The 19,374-nt window shown below is 76.2% G+C and carries 15 protein-coding genes; 9 read left to right on the top strand and 6 right to left on the bottom strand.

Translation table 11 applies throughout. The features are described from left to right. Positions 1 to 59: 59 nt before the first annotated feature. Positions 60 to 833 carry an esterase/lipase family protein gene (locus IF129_RS12460; RefSeq protein ID WP_191209658.1) on the bottom strand — a complete coding sequence of 258 codons (774 nt, stop codon included), beginning with the start codon at positions 831 to 833 and terminating at the stop codon, positions 60 to 62. Positions 834 to 1,110: 277 nt separating this feature from the next. Between IF129_RS12460 and IF129_RS12455 the strand changes: the two genes are divergently transcribed. Continuing rightward, complete coding sequence (locus IF129_RS12455; RefSeq protein ID WP_191209657.1) at positions 1,111 to 1,521, top strand: cobalamin B12-binding domain-containing protein; 411 nt, start codon at positions 1,111 to 1,113, stop codon at positions 1,519 to 1,521. Between the two features lie 19 nt (positions 1,522 to 1,540). Here the strand turns inward: IF129_RS12455 and IF129_RS12450 are convergent, their stop codons facing one another. Together IF129_RS12450 and IF129_RS12445 are read right to left on the bottom strand one after the other, a co-directional pair. Then, positions 1,541 to 3,139, bottom strand: coding sequence for a DUF5691 domain-containing protein (locus IF129_RS12450; RefSeq protein ID WP_318153713.1), 1,599 nt, complete (start codon positions 3,137 to 3,139; stop codon positions 1,541 to 1,543). 101 nt (positions 3,140 to 3,240) lie between these two features. After that, positions 3,241 to 4,566 (bottom strand): SWIM zinc finger family protein, encoded by a 1,326-nt coding sequence (locus IF129_RS12445; protein WP_191209656.1) that lies wholly within the window; start codon positions 4,564 to 4,566, stop codon positions 3,241 to 3,243. A gap of 237 nt (positions 4,567 to 4,803) precedes the next feature. Between IF129_RS12445 and IF129_RS12440 the strand changes: the two genes are divergently transcribed. The 5 genes from IF129_RS12440 (at position 4,804) to sucD (ending at position 11,791) form a co-directional block, all read left to right on the top strand. Further along, on the top strand, positions 4,804 to 5,877 hold the full coding sequence (locus IF129_RS12440) for an ATP-binding protein (protein WP_191209861.1): 1,074 nt from the start codon (positions 4,804 to 4,806) through the stop codon (positions 5,875 to 5,877). Then, positions 5,874 to 8,288, top strand: coding sequence for a DUF5682 family protein (locus IF129_RS12435; RefSeq protein ID WP_191209655.1), 2,415 nt, complete (start codon positions 5,874 to 5,876; stop codon positions 8,286 to 8,288). The genes IF129_RS12440 and IF129_RS12435 overlap by 4 nt, the downstream gene beginning before the upstream one ends. Then, complete coding sequence (locus tag IF129_RS12430; protein ID WP_191209654.1) at positions 8,285 to 9,475, top strand: VWA domain-containing protein; 1,191 nt, start codon at positions 8,285 to 8,287, stop codon at positions 9,473 to 9,475. Before IF129_RS12435 ends, IF129_RS12430 begins: the two co-directional genes overlap by 4 nt. A gap of 217 nt (positions 9,476 to 9,692) precedes the next feature. Beyond that, the gene (gene sucC / locus IF129_RS12425; protein WP_191209653.1) at positions 9,693 to 10,865 is read left to right on the top strand and encodes an ADP-forming succinate--CoA ligase subunit beta; all 1,173 of its coding nucleotides are present in this window, start codon (positions 9,693 to 9,695) and stop codon (positions 10,863 to 10,865) included. Positions 10,866 to 10,906: 41 nt separating this feature from the next. Next, positions 10,907 to 11,791: a succinate--CoA ligase subunit alpha gene (gene sucD, locus IF129_RS12420; protein WP_191209652.1), complete on the top strand. Its 885-nt coding sequence runs from the start codon at positions 10,907 to 10,909 to the stop codon at positions 11,789 to 11,791. An 88-nt stretch (positions 11,792 to 11,879) separates the two neighbouring features. On the opposite strand, the gene IF129_RS12415 is transcribed toward sucD, so the two are convergent. Continuing rightward, positions 11,880 to 13,067 (bottom strand): SigE family RNA polymerase sigma factor, encoded by a 1,188-nt coding sequence (locus IF129_RS12415; RefSeq protein WP_191209651.1) that lies wholly within the window; start codon positions 13,065 to 13,067, stop codon positions 11,880 to 11,882. Between the two features lie 107 nt (positions 13,068 to 13,174). Here IF129_RS12415 and IF129_RS12410 point away from each other — a divergent pair, with 107 nt between their 5' ends. After that, positions 13,175 to 14,686: a cell division protein PerM gene (locus tag IF129_RS12410; protein WP_191209650.1), complete on the top strand. Its 1,512-nt coding sequence runs from the start codon at positions 13,175 to 13,177 to the stop codon at positions 14,684 to 14,686. Between the two features lie 15 nt (positions 14,687 to 14,701). Here IF129_RS12410 and IF129_RS12405 read toward each other — a convergent pair whose 3' ends face one another. Next, positions 14,702 to 15,538: a hypothetical protein gene (locus IF129_RS12405; protein ID WP_191209649.1), complete on the bottom strand. Its 837-nt coding sequence runs from the start codon at positions 15,536 to 15,538 to the stop codon at positions 14,702 to 14,704. A gap of 246 nt (positions 15,539 to 15,784) precedes the next feature. Here IF129_RS12405 and purN point away from each other — a divergent pair, with 246 nt between their 5' ends. Further along, complete coding sequence (gene purN / locus IF129_RS12400; RefSeq protein ID WP_318153698.1) at positions 15,785 to 16,426, top strand: phosphoribosylglycinamide formyltransferase; 642 nt, start codon at positions 15,785 to 15,787, stop codon at positions 16,424 to 16,426. Beyond that, positions 16,423 to 18,009, top strand: coding sequence for a bifunctional phosphoribosylaminoimidazolecarboxamide formyltransferase/IMP cyclohydrolase (gene purH, locus IF129_RS12395; protein WP_191209648.1), 1,587 nt, complete (start codon positions 16,423 to 16,425; stop codon positions 18,007 to 18,009). Before purN ends, purH begins: the two co-directional genes overlap by 4 nt. A 73-nt stretch (positions 18,010 to 18,082) precedes the next feature. Here purH and IF129_RS12390 read toward each other — a convergent pair whose 3' ends face one another. Then, the gene (locus tag IF129_RS12390; RefSeq protein WP_191209647.1) at positions 18,083 to 19,309 is read right to left on the bottom strand and encodes a phospholipase D-like domain-containing protein; all 1,227 of its coding nucleotides are present in this window, start codon (positions 19,307 to 19,309) and stop codon (positions 18,083 to 18,085) included. Positions 19,310 to 19,374: the final 65 nt, after the last annotated feature.

Genomic DNA, 19,374 nt, shown 5'->3' with positions numbered 1-19,374 from the left:
GTCCTTTTGGCGTACTACGAACCGGTAACGGACGCCTCGTTCGAGCCCTCCGTTCGGATTCAGGCCACGTCGGAGGAGGACGGCGCAACATGCGTCACCCCGTCCGCGGCGAGGAGTTCGCTCCTGATCCCGGCGATGACGGCGCGGTGCAGCGGCAGCGTCAGGTGCCCGACACCCCGCACCCGGACCGTGCGTCGCCGCAGGTCGGGATGGTCCAGCCGGGCGGACTCCGGAGGGGACACCACCTGGTCGCCGTCGCTCCAGAAGCTGACGAACCGGGTGCGGCACCCCGGCGCCGGAGCGGCCAGCTCGGACAGCAGCCCGGACCCCGGACGCATCTGCCGGACCACCGGGTGCACCGACATGGCCGGAACCGCTCGGGTCCCGTGATGCGGTGTGCCGAGCGTGACGAGGGTGTGCACGTGGGCGTCACCCCCCAGGAGCTGCACCTGGTAGCGGGCGATCAGCCCGCCCAGGCTGTGCCCCACGATGTCCACCCGCTGCTGCCCGGTGCGCTCCCGCAGCTCCTCGATCTGCCGCCCGAGCGTCTCGGCCGCCGCCCGCACGTCGCAGACCCACGGCGCGTAGTTGGCGCAGGCGACGTGCGGCCAGCCGTGCCGGCTCAGGGACCGGCGCAGGAGGGTGAAGACGGACCGGTTGTCGACGAAGCCGTGCAGCAGCAGCACCGGCCGGGGGCCGGGGAGGTCCGCCCGGTCGGCGGGGGCGGGACGTTCGGCGAGGACGCCGGTGGAGTAGAGCGCCAGCCGCCCGGCGAGGACCGCCGCCTCCAGCGCGGTGGCGCGTACGGTGCCGAGCACGCGCGGCATCTGCATTTCGGCTCACCCCCGTGAACCGCACCCGTCCGTCGCGCGCCGGTTGGCGCGCGCCGCCCGACGCCCCTCCTGACGTGCCCGTACGTCCTGCCGACGGCCGCCTGTGACCGGTGGGGGCGGGGTGGTGCCGGTGACGCTGTTTCTCCCATTGTGTGATTTCCCCCTCCCCCCGCACCATGAAACGAGCGGGTGCGCGATGCTGGGACGATAACGTTCGTTCACACCGGCGCCCCGAGCGGCGGAGCCGGAGCCGCGATCAACGACGATGGAGGCAGTGATGGGTGTGTCGGGTCCGATCCGCGTGGTGGTCGCCAAGCCGGGGCTCGACGGCCATGACCGGGGAGCCAAGGTCATCGCCCGTGCCCTGCGCGACGCGGGCATGGAGGTCATCTACACCGGCCTGCACCAGACGCCGGAGCAGATCGTGGCCACCGCCATCCAGGAGGACGCCGACGCCATCGGGCTGTCGATCCTCTCCGGCGCGCACAACACCCTCTTCGCCAAGGTGCTGGAGCTCCTGAGGGAGCGGGACGCCGAGGACATCAAGGTCTTCGGCGGCGGCATCATCCCCGAGGACGACATCGAACCGCTGCGGGCCAAGGGCGTCGCCGCCGTCTTCACCCCGGGCGCGACCACGACGGAGATCGTGGACTGGGTCCGGAGCAACATCCGTTCCGTCGCGGCCTGACGGCGACCGGGGGCGGCCGTCACCGGCCGGGCGCCGGCGGTCGGGCGACCGGGCGCGGCCCGTCGGCCTCCGGGGCCCGCCCCGCCAGTTCCTCGGCCATGGCCGCGCGGACGGTGAGGGTCGCGACGAGGCGCTGGAACGCCTCCGCCCAGTAGCCCCCGGCGCCGGGCCCGCCCGGCTCCGGCTCCTCCGGGTGCGCCGCCAGCGGGGCCAGCCGCCCGGCCCGGGCCGGGTCGAGGCACCGCTCGGCGAGCCCCATCACGCCACTGAAGCTCCACGGGTAGCCCCCGGCGTCCCTGGCGATCTCCAGGGCGTCGATCACCGCTCCGCCCAGCTCCTCCGACCACGGCACCGCGCACGTGCTGAGCAGCCGGAACGCCTCGGACAGCCCGTGCGCCGCGACGAACGCCGCCGCCCAGGCCGCCCGCTCGCGCGCCGGGAGGACCGTCAGCAGCCGCGCCGGATCACCCGGCCCCTCGGCCATCGGGGCGCTCGGGGGTCCGGCCAGCGCCCGGGCCCAGGCGACGTCCCGCTGCCGCACGGCCGCCCGCGCCCATGCCGCGTGCAGGTCCTCCCGCCAGCCGTCCGCCACCGGGAGCGCCACGATCTCCGCCGGTGACCGGCCGCCCAGCCGCTCCGACCAGCGTCCCAGCGGGGCCGCCTCCACCAGCTGGCCGAGCCACCACGAGCGCTCCCCGTGCCCGGCCGGCGGCGCCGGGCTCACGCCGTCGCGCCGCATGCCCGCGTCGCACTCGTGCGGCGCCTCCACCGCGATCCCGGCCCCGCCCGTCGCCGGCCCCGGGCCGACCCGGTCCAGGTGGACGCAGGCCAGCGCCCGCGCGGCCATCCGCCCCGCGAGGGCCGAGCCGGGCAGTGCGGACAGCAGTTCCGCGGCCGTGGACCGCACCGTCCGGCTCCGGTCGCCCAGCGCCCGGTCCAGAAACGGTTCGTCCGCCGCCGCGAGGGACTCCCGCAGGGTGTCGAGGAACACCAGCCGGTCCTCCGCGCGCTCGGCGGGCCAGGTGCCCGCGAGCAACGCGCGCGCGGCGTCCGCGTCGTGCCGACGCAGGTCCGCCAGCAGCGCCACCCGCTCCGCGAACAGTCCCTCCTCCCACCGGGACCGCACGGCTCGGGCGTCGTCCAGGTCCACCGGCGCCGAGGCCGACCCGCCGCGCAGCGCGAACCGCCACTCCGGGTTCAGCGCGGCCAGCCACAGCGCACGCGGCCCGGCGAACGCCAGCGCGTCGGCGCGCAGGTCGGTCCGGGCCCGCGCCGCGTCCAACAGCGCCGGAAGCCGGGCGGCGGGGGCCCGGTAGCCGTGGGCGCCCGCCGCAGCCAGCCACTGCGGCAGCAGTTCGGCCAGGTCCGGGCCGCCGCTCCGGCGTCCGCCGCCGGCCGGTTCGGCGCGTCCGGCCAGCAGCATCGTCAGCCGCCGCGCCGCCGGGGCGGGCAGCGGCGGACGCGGGTCGGCCGGGGCGGGACCGGGCCGGGGCCCGACCGTGCCGGGGAGCAGCCCCGCCCGCTCCCGGACGGTCTCCCGCGCCGCCAGCTCCAACAGCGCGGTGGCGGAGCCGCCCGGCGGGGTGCGCCGCCCGGTGCCCAGGAGGGCCGCCGTCACGAGCTCCTCCCAGCCGACCTCCCCCGGCCCGGGCCGTCCCTCGGAGAGGTGTCGGTCGTCGTCGCGGTGGTCGCTGCCGTCGTCGTTCGCCGTTCCCGCGTTCACAGCGGTACCGCCTCCCCCTCGGACCAGACCGTGTGCGGGGTGAACCCCGTCGGCCCGCACTCCCCGAACACCGTGACCGGCCCGCCGCCCGACACGGCGACGAGCCGCCACAGCCCCGGCCGGCCGGTGGGCGTCAGCGGCAGCGCCGCCTCCCCCGCGTGGTCGGCGAGCCGCCAGGACGCGCCCTCGGAGGCCGGGACCGGCACCACCCCCGCCAGCACCACCGGCCACGTCTCCAGCCACGGGTCGTCGGCCAGCCGGGCGCCGTAGGCGGCCAGCGCCGCCGCCACCCCCACCCCCGCCGGGACGCCCCCGGGGACCGGCTCCCCACGCCGCTCGCCCGGGACCGCCCGCAGCGGCACGCCCGCCGGGTGGAACGCCAGCCCGGCCGTCACCAACCGGCCCACCGGGAGCACCAGCTCCGGCGTCCGTCCGGCCGCTCCGAAGGAGAGCAGCAGCGCGAGCCGGCCCGAGCCCCGGCCCAGCAGCCAGAAGCGGCGCACGGCGAGGCGCCCCTCCTCGCCGTCCCAGCGGCCCAGCACCAGCCAGTCGTCCTCCACGACCCCCTCCCGGTCCGCGAGCAGCGACGCCGCCTCCGTGGTGAGGCCGAGCCGCGCCCGCACGGTCGCCGCCAGCGGCCCGGGCAGCCCGTCCAGCCCGAGCGCGGCCCGGCACAGCAGGTGCAGCAGGGCGCACTCGGCCAGCATCCGGCCCGGCCAGCCCGGCCCGGAGGCCGGCACCCCGGCCAGATCCCGTACGCGGGCCGCCAGCCCGGGTGCCTGGGCGTCCACCATGCGGGCCGCCATCTCCTCCCACGGCGCGGCCCCCGCCTGGTCGGCGTCGGCCAGACCGCCCTCCAGCAGGTCCGTCAGCCGGTGCTCCAGCTCCCGCGCGCCCGTCGCGACGCGACGGGCCCGCCGCTCCGCCCGGTGCCGGGCCGCCTCGGGGTCGGCCGGGCCGCTCCCGCCGCCCACCGCCTTCCGCCGCCGCTTCGCCAGCCAGCCCGCCGCCCACTCCGGCGCCTCCCCCGGCGGGACCGGACCCGGCCCCTCGGCCCACCGCAGCAGCAGGGCGAGCGCGTGCTTGCAGGGGAACTTCCGGCTGGGGCAACTGCACGTGGACGCGGGCCCGGTGAGGTCGACCGCCGTGCGGTAGGGCCGCGCGCCACTGCCCGCGCACAGCCCCCACACGGCGTCCCGGCCGGTGCCGGTGCCCGACCAGGGGCCGGGTGCCGCGAGCCTGCTCCCGGCCCTGCGTGACGCCGCGTCGGGAGCCAGCGCCAGCACCTGCTCCGCGCTCCAGCGCACCTGGTGTCCCGTCATGCGAACGACCGTACGGGCGGCTACTGACAACAACGGGTCGTCAGAACGGCGTCACCGCCGTCGAGATGAGCATCGCCGCAGGTCGGCGGCGTTGTCAGTGGGCGGGTGCACAGTGGAGGACGTTACGGAGAGCGACCGCACCGAGGGGGAGCCGTGACCGAGGCCGTCAGCGCAGAAACCGCCACCGCAGAGACCACAGCCGGCGCGGCCGTCGCCGCCGCGGAGCAGTCGGGCCCCGTGCTCCGGCCGCACGCCGAGCACGCGTTCGCCCACGAGCTGGCCGCCCTCGCCGCCGCCGACGACCGGCCGCGCCCCGAGCGCTGGCGGCTCTCCCCGTGGGCCGTCGCCACCTATCTGCTCGGCGGCACGCTGCCCGACGGGACGGTCGTCTCACCGAAGTACGTGGGGCCCCGGCGGATCGTCGAGGTGGCCGTCGCGACGCTGGCCACCGACCGGGCGTTGCTGCTCCTCGGCGTCCCCGGCACCGCCAAGACGTGGCTGTCCGAGCATCTCGCGGCGGCCGTCAGCGGGGACTCGACGCTGCTCGTGCAGGGCACGGCGGGCACCCCCGAGGAGGCGATCCGCTACGGGTGGAACTACGCGCGGCTCCTCGCGCACGGGCCGAGCCGGGCCGCCCTCGTCCCCGGCCCGGTGATGCGCGCGATGGCCGAGGGCATGACCGCGCGGGTGGAGGAGCTGACCCGCATCCCGGCCGACGTCCAGGACACGCTGATCACCGTCCTGTCCGAGAAGACGCTGCCGGTGCCCGAGCTGGGCGAGGAGGTGCAGGCCGTGCACGGGTTCAACCTCATCGCCACCGCCAACGACCGCGACCGCGGCGTCAACGAGCTCTCCAGCGCCCTGCGCCGACGCTTCAACACCGTCGTCCTGCCGCTGCCCGCCGACGCGGACGCCGAGGTGGACATCGTGGCCCGCCGGGTCGACCAGCTCGGCCGCTCGCTGCGGCTGCCCGCGGCCCCCGAGGGGTACGAGGAGATCCGCCGGGTCGTGACGGTCTTCCGGGAGCTGCGCGAGGGCGTGACCGCCGACGGCCGCACGCAGCTCAAGTCCCCCTCGGGAACGCTCTCGACGGCCGAGGCGATCTCGGTCGTCACCGGCGGGCTCGCCCTGGCGGCGCACTTCGGGGACGGTGTGCTGCGCCCGGGCGATGTGGCGGCCGGGATACTCGGCGCGGTCGTCCGCGATCCGGCGTCCGACCCCGTGGTGTGGCAGGAGTACCTGGAGACCGTCGTCCGCGAGCGTGCGGGGTGGAAGGACTTCTACCGCGCCTGCCGGGAGGTGGGCGCATGACCGCGACCCCGCGCGGGTCCGGCGCGGCGCCGCTGCTCCTCGGGGTGCGGCACCACGGGCCGGGCTCCGCCCGTGCCGTGCGGGCCGCGCTGGAGGCGCACCGGCCGCGCGCGGTCCTCGTCGAGGGACCGCCCGAGGCCGACGCCGTCGCGGGACTCGCCGCCGACCCGGGCCTGCGCCCGCCCGTCGCGCTGCTGGCCCACGCCCTGGACGACCCGGGCCGCTCCGCCTTCTGGCCCCTGGCCGCGTTCTCGCCGGAATGGGTGGCGCTGCGCTGGGCGCTGGAGCACGACGCCGTCGTGCGCTTCATCGACCTGCCCGCCGCCCACACGCTGGCCCTGACGGAGCCGGACGCCGAGCGCTCCCCGGAGGGCGACGTGCCGCCGCCCGAGGCGGGTCCGCCGCCGCGTCCCGACCCGCTGGCCGCGCTCGCCGAGGCCGCCGGGTACGACGACCCGGAGCGCTGGTGGGAGGACGTCGTCGAGCACCGGGGCACCGCTCCCGGCGGAACGGCGGCGGGCCCCCACGACCCCTACGCCCCGTTCACCGCCGTCGCCGAGGCCATGACGGCGTTGCGGGAGGCGGCGCCCGCCTCCGGCGGCGGAGTGCACGAGCGGGACGCCCTCCGCGAGGCGCACATGCGGCTGCGCCTGCGGGAGGCGTGTCGCACCCACGGGGACGGCGCGGTGGCCGTCGTGTGCGGCGCCTGGCACGTGCCCGCGCTCGCCGGGGCCCACCCGGTCACCGCCGACCGGCGCCTCCTGCGCGGTCTGCCCCGGGCGCGGACGGAGGTCACCTGGGTGCCCTGGACGAACCGGCGGCTGTCCCGGGCCGGCGGGTACGGCGCCGGGATCACCTCACCCGGCTGGTACGGCCACCTCTTCACCGTCCCGGACCGGCCCGTCGAGCGCTGGCTGACGAAGGTGGCCGGGATGCTGCGCGAGGAGGACGTCGCCGTCTCCACCGCCCACGTCATCGAGGCGGTGCGGCTCGCGGAGACGCTGGCCACTGTGCGGGGCCGTCCGCTGGCCGGGCTGACGGAGACGGTCGACGCCGTGCGCGCCGTGCTCTGCGAGGGCTCGGAGGTGCCGCTCGCGCTCGTCCGGGAACGGCTGATCGTCGGTCACGACCTCGGCGAGGTGCCGTCGTCCGCACCGGCCGTGCCGCTCCAACGCGACCTGACGCGCCTCCAGCGCACGCTGCGGCTGCGCCCCGAGGCCCGTGAGCGTGCCGTCGAGCTCGACCTGCGGGAGCCGGGCGGCGCCGCCCGCAGCCGGCTGCTGCACCGGCTGCGGCTGCTGGGTGTGGGGTGGGGGGAGCCGGTCACCGGGCGGGCGGGCGGCACCGGCACCTTCAAGGAGCGGTGGCTGCTGTGCTGGGAGCCCGAGCTGTCCGTGCGGGTCGCCGAGGCGGGCGTCTGGGGCACGACCGTGGAAGCGGCCGCCACGGCCCTCCTGGCGAGTCGGGCCGCCGAGGCGCGGGCGCTCCCCGAGGTCTCGGCCCTCGCCGAACAGTGCCTCCTCGCCGGGCTCGGCGACGCGCTGCCGACGGTGATGCGGGCCCTGGCCGACCGGGCCGCCCTCGACACGGACGTCGCCCGGCTGGCGTCGGCCCTGCCCGCCCTCGTGCGCGCCGCCCGGTACGGGGACGTGCGCGGGACCGACGCGCGGGCCCTCGCGGAGGTCGCCGAGGGGCTGGCCGAGCGGGTCCGCGTCGGGCTGCCCCCGGCCTGTGCGGGGCTGGACGCCGACGGCGCGGCCGCGCTGCGCACCCACCTCGACGCCGCACACCGCGCCGTGGCCCTGCTCGGTGTGGCCGGGTTGCGGGAGCGGTGGCGGGCCATGCTCCGCGGCGTGACCGCGCGGGCGGGGGCCGCGGCGCTGCTGCGCGGCCGGTGCGCCCGGCTCCTGCTCGACGAGGGCGGGCTCGCCCCCGAGGAAGGGGAACGGCTCGTGGCGCGGGCCCTGTCGCCCGGCACCCCGCCGCCCGAGGCGGCGGGGTGGCTGGAGGGCTTCCTCTCCGGCGGCGGCATGCTCCTCGCCCACGACGAACGGCTGTTCGCCCTGGTGGACGGCTGGCTCACCGGCGTCTCCGCCCAGGGGTTCACGGACGTGCTGCCGCTGCTGCGGCGTACGTTCGCCGCGTACGAGTCCGGGGTGCGCCGCACGCTGGGGGAGCTGGTCCGCCGTGGTGCGGGAACGGGCGGGTCGCGGGGGTCGGGGGCTCCGCAGGCGCCTCGTCCCGGTTTCGGTCCCGGCCTCGACCCGCGCCGGGCCGACGCCGTGCGGCCCACGCTGGAGCTGCTGCTGCGCGGCGCGTCCGCTCACCACCGGCCCGAGCCCGAGCCCGAGCCCGAGCCCGAGCCCGACCACGACCACGAGCACGACGTGAGGGTGGAGGTGGCCCGGTGAACGCCGCACAGGCCGGGGACCGCGGACGGGAGCGGCAGGGCGCCACCGGCGAGGAGCGGCTGCGCCGCTGGCGGCTGGTCCTGGGCCCGTCCGGGGACGACGACGGCGCGGGCGGGCCGCTCACCGGGCAGGACGCCGCCGTGGACGAGGCGCTCGCCGCCGTCTACGGGCCCGGTGGCGAGGGCGGTGGGCGGGGCGCGGGGCTCGGGGGCTCGGCTCCGCGCGTCGCCCGCTGGCTGGGCGACATCCGCGGCTACTTCCCCGGGCCCGTCGTGCAGGTCGTGCAGCGTGACGCGATCGAGCGGCTCGGCCTGGCGACGATGCTCGCCGAGCCGGAGATGCTGGCGGCGGTGGAGCCCGACGTCCATCTGGTCGGCACGCTGCTCTCGCTGCGGCACGCCCTGCCGGAGACGAGCCGGGAGTCCGCGCGGGTCGTCGTGCGGAAGGTCGTCGCCGAGCTGGAGCGGCGGCTGGCGACCCGCACGCGCGCCACCGTCACCGGGGCGCTGGACCGCTCGGCGCGCACCGCCCGCCCCCGCCACCGGGACATCGACTGGGACCGCACCGTGCGGGCCAACCTGGGGACCTACCTGCCGGAGCACCGCACGGTCGTGCCCGAGCGTCTCGTCGGGTACGGGCGTGCGGCGCGCGCCGTGCGGAAGGAGGTCGTCCTCGCCGTCGACCAGTCCGGTTCCATGGCCTCCTCGGTCGTGTACGCGTCCGTCTTCGGCGCGGTGCTGGCGTCGATGCGCGCGCTGCACACCCGGCTCGTCGTCTTCGACACCTCCGTCGTGGACCTCACCGACCGGCTCGACGACCCGGTCGACGTCCTGTTCGGTACGCAGCTCGGCGGCGGTACGGACATCAACCGGGCCCTGGCGTACTGCCAGACGCGGATCACGCGCCCGGCCGAGACCGTGCTCGTCCTGGTCAGCGACCTGTTCGAGGGCGGCATACGCCGGGAGATGATCCGCCGGGTGGCGGCGATGCGGGCCGCCGGGGTGCAGTGCGTGGTGCTCCTCGCGCTGTCCGACGACGGCGCCCCCGCCTACGACCGTGAGCACGCCGCCGCCCTCGCGGAGCTGGGGGTGCCGGCGTTCGCCTGCACACCGGACCACTTCCCGGAGGTGATGGCCGCGGCCCTGCGGAAGGCGCCGCTTACGGTCCCCGGTGCAAAGGAGTCCTGAGCGGGCCGGTCACCGGAGGTCCGGTGGAGCCCAGGTGGAGGCGGCAGCCTCGGTTGTGACCGGTCTCACCGCGCCGGTGTGACGTGCGATTTAGGCATGCACAAGTGGACACGGCTACCCTGCGAGACGGACATGCCGCGTACCCCCGCCACACGCGGCCACGCGGCACGCCCACGCTGACAACGAACCGCGATAACGGATTAAGGGACGGACGCGCGTGGACCTGTTCGAGTACCAGGCGAGGGACCTCTTCGCCAAGCATGACGTACCGGTGCTGGCCGGTGAAGTCATCGACACGCATGAGGCGGCGCGCGAGGTGACCGAGCGCCTCGGCGGTCGCGCGGTCGTGAAGGCGCAGGTGAAGACCGGTGGCCGAGGCAAGGCGGGCGGCGTGAAGCTCGCCGCCGACCCGGCCGACGCCGTCGAGAAGGCCGGCCAGATCCTGGGCATGGACATCAAGGGCCACACGGTCCACAAGGTGATGCTGGCCCAGACCGCGGACATCGCGGAGGAGTACTACGTCTCCTTCCTCCTGGACCGCACCAACCGCACCTTCCTGGCCATGGCCTCCGTCGAGGGCGGTGTGGACATCGAGGAGGTCGCCGCCACCAAGCCGGAGGCGCTGGCCAAGATCCCCGTCGACGCCATCGACGGCGTCACCGAGGAGAAGGCCCGCGAGATCGTCGAGGCCGCGAAGTTCCCGGCCGAGCTGGCCGACCAGATCGTGGTCGTGCTCCAGCGCCTGTGGGACGTCTTCGTCAAGGAGGACGCCCTCCTGGTCGAGGTCAACCCGCTGGTGAAGACGGCCGAAGGCCGCGTCATCGCGCTGGACGGCAAGGTGTCGCTGGACGCCAACGCCGAGTTCCGCCAGCCGGAGCACGCCGCCCTGGAGGACAAGGCCGCGGCTGACCCGCTCGAAGCCGCCGCCAAGGCCAAGGGCCTCAACTACGTGAAGCTGGACGGCCAGGTCGGCATCATCGGCAACGGCGCCGGGCTCGTCATGAGCACCCTGGACGTCGTCGCCTACGCCGGCGAGAAGCACTCCGGCGTCAAGCCCGCCAACTTCCTCGACATCGGTGGCGGCGCCTCCGCCGAGGTCATGGCGAACGGCCTGGAGATCATCCTCGGCGACCCGGACGTCAGGTCCGTGTTCGTCAACGTCTTCGGCGGCATCACCGCCTGCGACGCCGTCGCCAACGGCATCGTGCAGGCCCTGGAGCTGCTCAAGTCCAAGGGCGAGGACGTCAGCAAGCCGCTGGTCGTGCGGCTGGACGGCAACAACGCCGAGGTCGGTCGCAAGATCCTGACCGACGCCAACCACCCCCTGGTGGAGCAGGTCGACACCATGGACGGTGCCGCCGACCGCGCCGCCGAGCTGGCCGCGAAGTAATCCGGGCCCCAGGACTCAAAGGACACGAGGACAACCGAACCATGGCTATCTTCCTCACCAAGGAAAGCAAGGTCATCGTCCAGGGGATGACCGGCTCCGAGGGCCAGAAGCACACCAAGCGCATGCTGGCCTCGGGCACGAACATCGTCGGTGGCGTCAACCCGCGCAAGGCGGGCACCACCGTCGACTTCGACGGCACCGAGATCCCGGTCTTCGGCGGCGTGAAGGAGGCCATCGAGGCCACCGGCGCCGACGTGACCGTCATCTTCGTCCCGGAGAAGTTCACCAAGAGCGCCGTCGTCGAGGCGATCGACGCCGAGATCCCGCTCGCCGTGGTGATCACCGAGGGCATCGCGGTGCACGACACCGCCGCGTTCTGGGCCCACGCGGGCAAGAAGGGCAACAAGACCCGCATCGTCGGGCCGAACTGCCCGGGCCTGATCACGCCCGGCCAGTCCAACGCGGGCATCATCCCGGCCGACATCACCAAGCCGGGCCGCATCGGCCTGGTGTCGAAGTCCGGCACGCTGACGTACCAGATGATGTACGAGCTGCGGGACATCGGCTTCTCCACCTGCGTCGGCATCGGCGGTGACCCGGTCATCGGCACCACCCACATCGACGCGCTCAAGGCGTTCGAGGCCGACCCCGACACCGACCTGATCGTCATGATCGGCGAGATCGGCGGCGACGCCGAGGAGCGTGCGGCCGACTTCGTCAAGGCCAACGTCTCCAAGCCGGTCGTGGGCTACGTCGCGGGCTTCACCGCCCCCGAGGGCAAGACCATGGGCCACGCCGGCGCCATCGTCTCCGGCTCCTCCGGCACGGCCCAGGCGAAGAAGGAGGCCCTGGAGGCCGCCGGCGTCAAGGTCGGCAAGACCCCGTCGGAGACCGCGCGGCTCGCCCGCGAGATCCTCGGCGGCTGACACCGCGCGGCGCGCCGCGCAGCGCGTACGGGTCCGGGCCCGCTCCCAGCAGGGGAGCGGGCCCGGACCCGTTGTGCGGTGACCGGCCCTACTCGGCCAGGTGCCGGACGGCCGCGGGGATACCGGTGGGCAGCAGATCCCCCCGCTCGGTCGTCACCACGGTGAACGAGGTGGCGGCCACGACGAGCGCCGTCACCCCGCAGGCCGCCGCCGTGCGGCCGAACGTCAGCCGGTCGCTGCCCCGACGGACGTCGTGGGCCGGCGGCACGCGGAGCGGTTGGGCGGCCGCGAGCCGGTGCAGGAGGCGGGCGATGAGCGGGCCACGGTCGGCCGCCTCCGTCCCCGCGATCTCCGGCACGTGGGCGGCCAGCGTCTCCCGTGCGCCCAGCAGCCGGGCCGCCGTCGCGGGGGTGCTGGCCTCCGTCTCCGCCGCCGTCTCGGCCGGGCCGAGGCCGACGCCGTCGTGGAGCAGCAGGACGCGGCGGTGGACGGGGGGCAGCGACAGCAGGGCCTCCAGCAGCGCCCCGTCCTCCGGCACCCCGGGGTACGCCTCCGGGGACGCCAGCCTCGGCCGCAGCCGGTGCCACGGGGAGAGCGCCAGGTCGTAGGCGGCCGCGCGCACCCAGCCCACCGGATCGCGGTCGACGGCGACCTCGGGCCACCGCTCCCAGGCCGCGTGGAAGGCCCGCCGCACGGCCCACTCGGCGAGCCGGCGCCGTCCGGTGAGCAGGTACGTCTGCCGGGTCAGCGAGCGGACGCCGCGCTCGTAGAGGGCGTCGAACGCGACCCGCGCGTCCGGCACGGTGGCCGTGCCGGACCGGACGTCCGCGCCGTCCCGCGCGGCGAACGCGGCGGCCTCCGCCTCGCCCAGCGCCCAGCCCGGCGCGGGCCGGGGCGGGCGGGTCCGGGGCGCCGCGTCGGCGGGCCCGTCCCCCTCCGGCGTCTCCCGCGCACCGGACGGTGCGGGCGCGTCGTCGACGTCCGCACCGTCGGCGACGTCCAGGGCGTCGGCGGCTTCCGGGGTGTCTCCGGCGTCCGGGTGTCCGCCGGGCCGCGGCGGCGCGGGGTCCGGGCCCGGCGCGGTGGGCCCGGACGGCCGCGCGGGTGCGGCCGCTTCGGCCGCCGCGCCCGCGGGGCGGGGCGCCGTCGGTGTGCGGCCGGACGCCGGAGACCTGGTGGTCGCCCGACCGGTCGCCGCCCGCCTGCGGGCGCGCGCGACCGCGCGGCGGCGCTGCCGGGCCAGTTGCTGAGCGCGTGTGCGGTGGGCAGCGGTCATGCCCACCGCCCACCCTGCGTGACGACGTCCATACCGTCATAGTGGGCGACACCACGAGCTTTCGCCCGCTACCCGGGCGAAACGGGTGTTGTTGGCAGCATGGCCGGGTGAGCCGAGAGACGCAGCACGACGTCCGCCGACCGGGGTCCGGGCCGAGCGGGGGCCGACTCGTGGAGGGGGCGTTCGCCGCCTGCCTGGGGCTGGCGCTGCTCGCCATGCCCGCCCTGCTCCTGTGGATCCTCTCCCCGCACCCCGACAGCGGCGCCCAGGGCGCGCTGCGGGTGGCGGCGGGACTGTGGCTGCTGGCCCACGGGGCCGACCTCGTGCGCCCCGACACCCTGCACGGCGGCGCCGCACCGCTCGGCGTCACCCCGATGCTGCTCACGGCGCTGCCGGTGTTCCTGCTGTACCGCGTTGTGCGGCTCTCGGGGGCGGCGGACCGGCGGTCCGTCGTGCTGGTGGCCGCCGGATACCTGGCGGTCGGCACGGCGGCGGCGTGGTTCACGCTGGACGGTCCGCTGCCCGTCGAGCCGCTCAGCGCGGCGCTGTACCTGCCGGTGCTGACGTTCGGCACCCTGACGTTCGCCGGCTGGGCGGTCCGGGGCCGCCCGGCGCTGCGGCTGCCGTCCCGCCTCGGGGGCGAGCGCCCGGGCGGACCCACATCCGCCGTCCCCGGCGCGGCCGTGCGGACGGCGGCGGTGGGGACCGCCGTGCTGTGCGGCGGCGGGGCCGTGCTCGCCGCCGCCGCGCTGCTGGCCCGGGGTGGCGCGGCGCAGGACGCCTTCCCCCGCCTGGCGTCGAGCTGGTCGGGGGAGATCGCCGTGCTGCTGCTCTGCGTCGCCCTGGCCCCGAACGTCGCGGTGTGGGGCGCCGCCTACGGGCTGGGCCCCGGATTCTCGCTCGGGGCGGGCAGCGTCGTCGGGCCCGTGCTGACGACGCCGCACCCCGCCCTGCCGTCGCTGCCGCTGCTCGCCGCCGTGCCGGGGGAGGGGCCGGGCGGGCCGCTGGCCTGGACGGTCGCCGGCGCCGTGCCGCTCGCGGCGGGCTGGGCCGCGGGCTGGTGCACGGGACGGGCGGGCGTACCCGTGCCGGGCACCCGGCACGGGGCGGCGACGGGTCCCGGGACGGCGGCCACGGCCGCGCTCGGCGCACTCGGCTGCGGGCTCGCGGTCGCGGTCCTCGCCGCGTTCTCCGGCGGTCCGCTCGGCACCGGCGCCCTCGCCGCCGTCGGCCCGGTGTGGTGGTGGGCCGGGGGCGCGGCGCTGGGCTGGACGGCGCTGGCCTCCGTCCCGACGGCGCTGCTGGTGCGCTGGTGGCGGCTGCGCGATCCGCACCCCCTGGTGGCGGCCGGGCTGGTGTGGCGCCGGTTCACCGCCTGGTGCGCGACGCTGCGCCCGGCCCCCGAGGAGCCGGCGGGCGCCTGGCACGAGACCGGCTCCCGGCACAGTCGCTGGGCGGCGCTGAAGGAGGTCTCCGGCGGGCTGATGCCGGACTTCGACCCCGTGTGGCGCTCGGGCCCCGCGGCCGGAGAGCCCGCCGAGCCGCCGGTGTCGGAGCCGCCGCGCGCCAAGGTGTCCCTGCGCCCCGCGCCGGGGCCGGGGCGGCACCGCAGGCCCTGAACGCGGGGTGCGGGCTCAGCGGTCGGTGTCGAACAGGGCGTTGTCGCGGAACGGCTCGGGCAGGAGTTCCTTGCACTCCTCGCGGGAGACCGTGGTGAGGGCGTCGTCCACGCACGCGTAGTAGTCGTGGTTCACGAGCTGGAAGGTGTAGGCCCCGGCGACGACGAGGATCGCCAGTGCGCCGGTGACCAGGCCGGGCACGGCCGTCCGCGCCACGGCACCGCGGTCGCCGGAGGCACCGCCGGTGCCCCGGGCGCCGGTGAGGTCGGCCGTGGCGGTCCGGGGGGCGTCCTCGGGCCGCTTCGCGCCGGGCGCTCCGCGCAGCGCGCTGACGCCCCAGTACACGGCCAGCGCACCGAAGAGCAGCCCGAGGGGCAGGAGCTGGAACACGGACAGCAGCAGGCCCCAGGTGCCGGAGACCGCCGCGTAGCGGGCGTGGCGCTGCACCGGGTCGCGCGGGTCCCAGCGCGGGCCCCCGGACCTCGGCCCCGTGTCACGCGGGCCGTCGCCGCCGGAGCCGGTTTCGCCCGGGCCGCCGGAACCCCCGAAGCCGCCGCCCTGGCGGCCGGGCTGGCGGCTGCTCCACTGGCTGCCCCACTTGCGGCGTGCGGAGTCGTCACCGCCCTGGTCGCGGGATCCGTCGTCGTCCCGGCCGCCCTGGTCCCGGTCGTCGCCCCGCCGGTCGTCGTCCCCGCCCGGGCCGCCGGAGGCCGGCGTCCTGGGGCGCCAGGGCCGGTCGGGGCTGCCCTCGGGCGGAGGGGCGAAGGGGTTGTCGTCCTGGCCGGACCGGCCCGGCTGCCCGGACTGCCCGGTCCGCCCGGACTGGCGGAAGGCGCGGCGTCGCTCCGTCATGTGGTGTGTGTCTTCCCCTTCGTCCTTCCGCGTCCCCGCGCGCCGGTCGGCGGCGGGCACGGAACCGTACGGCAGACGCTACCCGCTGGCCGCCGCACCGTCCCGTGGGGGGCGGGGAGCCGTGCCGGTATCGTTGCTGACGATCGGCCGCTTCGTAGGGTTCCCCGGAAACGCCCGCCTCCGTTGTTCGTCCGATCGCACAGCATCGTCGTCGCCCGAGTCCGCAGACCGAGAGAGAGCCCCGCCGTGGCCACTCCTGTGTCCCCTGCCCGGCTTGTCGTGCTCGTATCCGGCTCGGGTACGAACCTGCAGGCGCTCATCGACGAGGTCGAGCGCCTCGGCCCGGAGACGTACGGCGCGCGGGTCGTCGCGGTCGGTGCCGACCGGGAGGGCATCGCGGGGCTGGAACGTGCCGAGCGGGCGGGGCTGCCCACGTTCGTGTGCCGGGTGCGGGACCACGGGACGCGGGAGGAGTGGGACGCGGCGCTCGCCGAGGCCACCGCCGCCCACGCGCCCGACCTCGTCGTCTCGGCGGGGTTCATGCGCGTCGTCGGCAAGGAGTTCCTGGCCCGCTTCGGCGGCCGGGTCGTCAACACCCACCCGGCGCTGCTCCCCAGCTTCCCCGGGGCGCACGGCGTGCGCGACGCGCTCGCGTACGGCGTGAAGGTCACCGGGTGCACGGTCCACTTCGTCGACGACGGCGTCGACACCGGTCCGATCATCGCGCAGGGCGTGGTGGAGGTCCGGGACGAGGACCACGCGGACGACGGTGCCGCTCTGCACGAGCGGATCAAGGAAATCGAGCGACGCCTGCTCGTTGACGTCGTGGGACGCCTCGCCCGCGACGGCTACAGCATTGAGGGACGAAAGGTACGGATTCCGGCATGACCGCCGAAGGTACGAAGCGGCCGATCCGCCGCGCGCTGGTCAGCGTCTACGACAAGACGGGTCTGGAGGAGCTGGCGCGGGGACTCCACGCGGCCGGCGTGGAGCTGGTGTCCACCGGCTCCACGGCCGCGCGGATCGCCGCGTCCGGTGTCCCGGTCACCAAGGTCGAGGAGCTGACCGGCTTCCCCGAGTGCCTCGACGGCCGGGTCAAGACCCTCCACCCGCGCGTGCACGCCGGCATCCTCGCCGACCAGCGCCTGGCCGACCACCGCGAACAGCTCACCGAGCTGGGCGTGGAGCCGTTCGAGCTGGTCGTGGTGAACCTCTACCCGTTCCGGGAGACGGTCGCCTCGGGCGCCTCGGACGACGCGTGCGTGGAGCAGATCGACATCGGCGGCCCGTCCATGGTGCGCGCCGCCGCGAAGAACCACCCGTCCGTGGCCGTCGTGGTGAATCCCGGCCGGTACACGGACGTGCTGCGGGCCGTCGCCGAGGGCGGCTTCGAGCTGTCCGCGCGCAGGCGGCTCGCCGCCGAGGCGTTCGCCCACACCGCCGCCTACGACGTCGCCGTGGCGGGCTGGTTCGCCGGCGCCTCCACGGCCCGCGACGCCGACGGGCAGGAGGACGCGGGCGCCGGGGAGTTCCCGGCCTTCCTCGGCGCGGCCTACGAGCGGGCGCACGTCCTGCGCTACGGCGAGAACCCGCACCAGGGCGCGGCCCTCTACACCGACGGCTCCGGCGGTCTGGCCGCCGCCGAGCAGTTGCACGGCAAGGAGATGTCGTACAACAACTACGTCGACACCGAGGCCGCCCGCCGCGCCGCGCACGACCACGACGAGCCGTGCGTCGCGATCATCAAGCACGCCAACCCGTGCGGCATCGCGGTCGGCGCCGACGTGGCCGAGGCGCACCGCAAGGCACACGCCTGCGACCCGCTCTCGGCCTTCGGCGGCGTCATCGCCGTCAACCGGCCGGTCTCGGTGGCGATGGCCGAGCAGGTCGCGGAGATCTTCACCGAGGTCGTCGTCGCCCCCGACTACGAGGCGGGCGCGGTGGAGGTGCTGACCCGGAAGAAGAACATCCGCGTCCTGCGCTGCCCCGACGCCCCGGCGGCCCGGACGGAGCTGCGGCCCGTCGAGGGCGGCGCCCTGCTCCAGGCCAAGGACCGGCTCCAGGCCGAGGGCGACGACCCCGCGCACTGGACGCTCGCCACCGGTGAGGCCCTCGGCGAGGCGGAGCTGGCGGAGCTGGCCTTCGCCTGGCGCGCCTGCCGGGCCGTGAAGTCGAACGCCATCCTGCTGGCCAAGGACCGCGCGACCGTCGGCGTCGGCATGGGCCAGGTCAACCGGGTGGACTCCGCCAAGCTCGCCGTCCAGCGGGCGGGGGAGGAGCGGGCGGCCGGCTCCTACGCGGCGTCCGACGCGTTCTTCCCCTTCCCCGACGGGCTGGAGGTGCTGACGGCGGCGGGCGTGAAGGCCGTCGTCCAGCCGGGGGGATCGGTGCGGGACGAGGCCGTCGTCGAGGCCGCGAAGGCGGCCGGGGTGACGATGTACCTCACCGGCACGCGGCACTTCTTCCACTGACGCGGCCCGGGGGGCCGTCGTCCGTCGGCGGCCCCCCGATCCGTGCGCTCCCCGGCCGTGGCCGGGCGCGGGATCACAGGAAGCGGCGCACGGGGGCGGTGGCGATCTCGCCCGCCCGCTGAAGGACCGGCCGGGTCCGCCACCGCTTGGGGCAGACGGGCTCGCTGCGGGTCAGGTCCTCGTCGAAGTGGGCGTCCAGCTCGGCCGTCAGCCGCTCGTCGATGACGGCGAGCATGACCTCCTCGTCGTGGTGCAGTGAGCGGTGGTTGAAGTTCGTCGAGCCGACGAGCGAGGCGATGCCGTCCACCGTGACGACCTTCGCGTGCATCATCGTCGGCAGGTACTGGTGGATCCGCACGCCGCAGGCGAGCAGTTCGTTGTAGTGGTTCTGGCCCGCGAGCTGGCAGACGCGCTGGTCGGTGTGCGGACCCGGCAGCAGGATCTCCACGGTGACGCCGCGCCGTGCGGTCGCGCACAGGAGCTCCACGAAGTAGTCGTCGGGGGCGAAGTAGGCGGTGGCCAGCCGCAGCCGCGTCCGGGCGGACTCCAGGACGATGCGCATCAGGGTCTGCATGTCCTGCCAGCCGATGCTGGCCGAGCCGCGCACCACCTGCACGACGGCGTCGCCCGCCGGGGCCTGGTCGCAGAACCGGTCGCGCGCGTCGAACAGGTCGGGCCGGCACTCGGCCCAGGTCTGCGCGAAGGCGGCGGCCATGCCGTCCACGGCGGGGCCGCGCACCTCGAAGTGCGTGTCCCGCCACTCGCTGGTGTCGCGGGCGTCGCCGGACCACTCCTCGGCGATGCCGACCCCGCCGGTGAAGGCCACCTCCTCGTCGACGACCAGGACCTTGCGGTGGCAGCGGTGGTTCTGCTTGAACGGCGAGAGCCACAGCGGTTCGCGGAACCAGACGATGCGCACGCCGGCGGCCTCCATGGCCTCCAGCAGGTCCCCCTCGATGGGACGGGAGCCGAACCCGTCGAGCAGCAGCCGCACCCGGACGCCCGCGCGGGCCCGGTCGGCGAGGGCCGCCGCGAACTCCCGGGCTATCTCCCCGCGCCAGTAGACGAAGGTCATCATGTCCACGGTGTGCCGGGCCCGGCGGACGGCGGCGAGCATGGCGGGGAAGATGGCGTCGCCGTTGCGCAGGGGGACGACGCTGTTGCCCTCGGTCGCCGGTGTGCCGATCAGCCGCTCCAGCCGGCGCCGCAGCAACCGGGCCGGGTCGGCGGACGCGTCGGCTCCGGTGGCGTCGGCCTCCTCGGGGAGGGCCGACCGGGCGTCGGACACGGTGTCGGACATGTCGGTTCCTTCGTGATGCGGCCGGGGATGGGTGGGGACCGTCGACGGTGGAGAGTACACCGAAC

This window comes from Streptomyces chumphonensis (genome assembly GCF_014779715.1).
Classification (GTDB): Bacteria; Actinomycetota; Actinomycetes; order Streptomycetales; family Streptomycetaceae; genus Streptomyces; species Streptomyces chumphonensis.
This window is presented reverse-complemented; position numbering and strand designations above follow the sequence as displayed.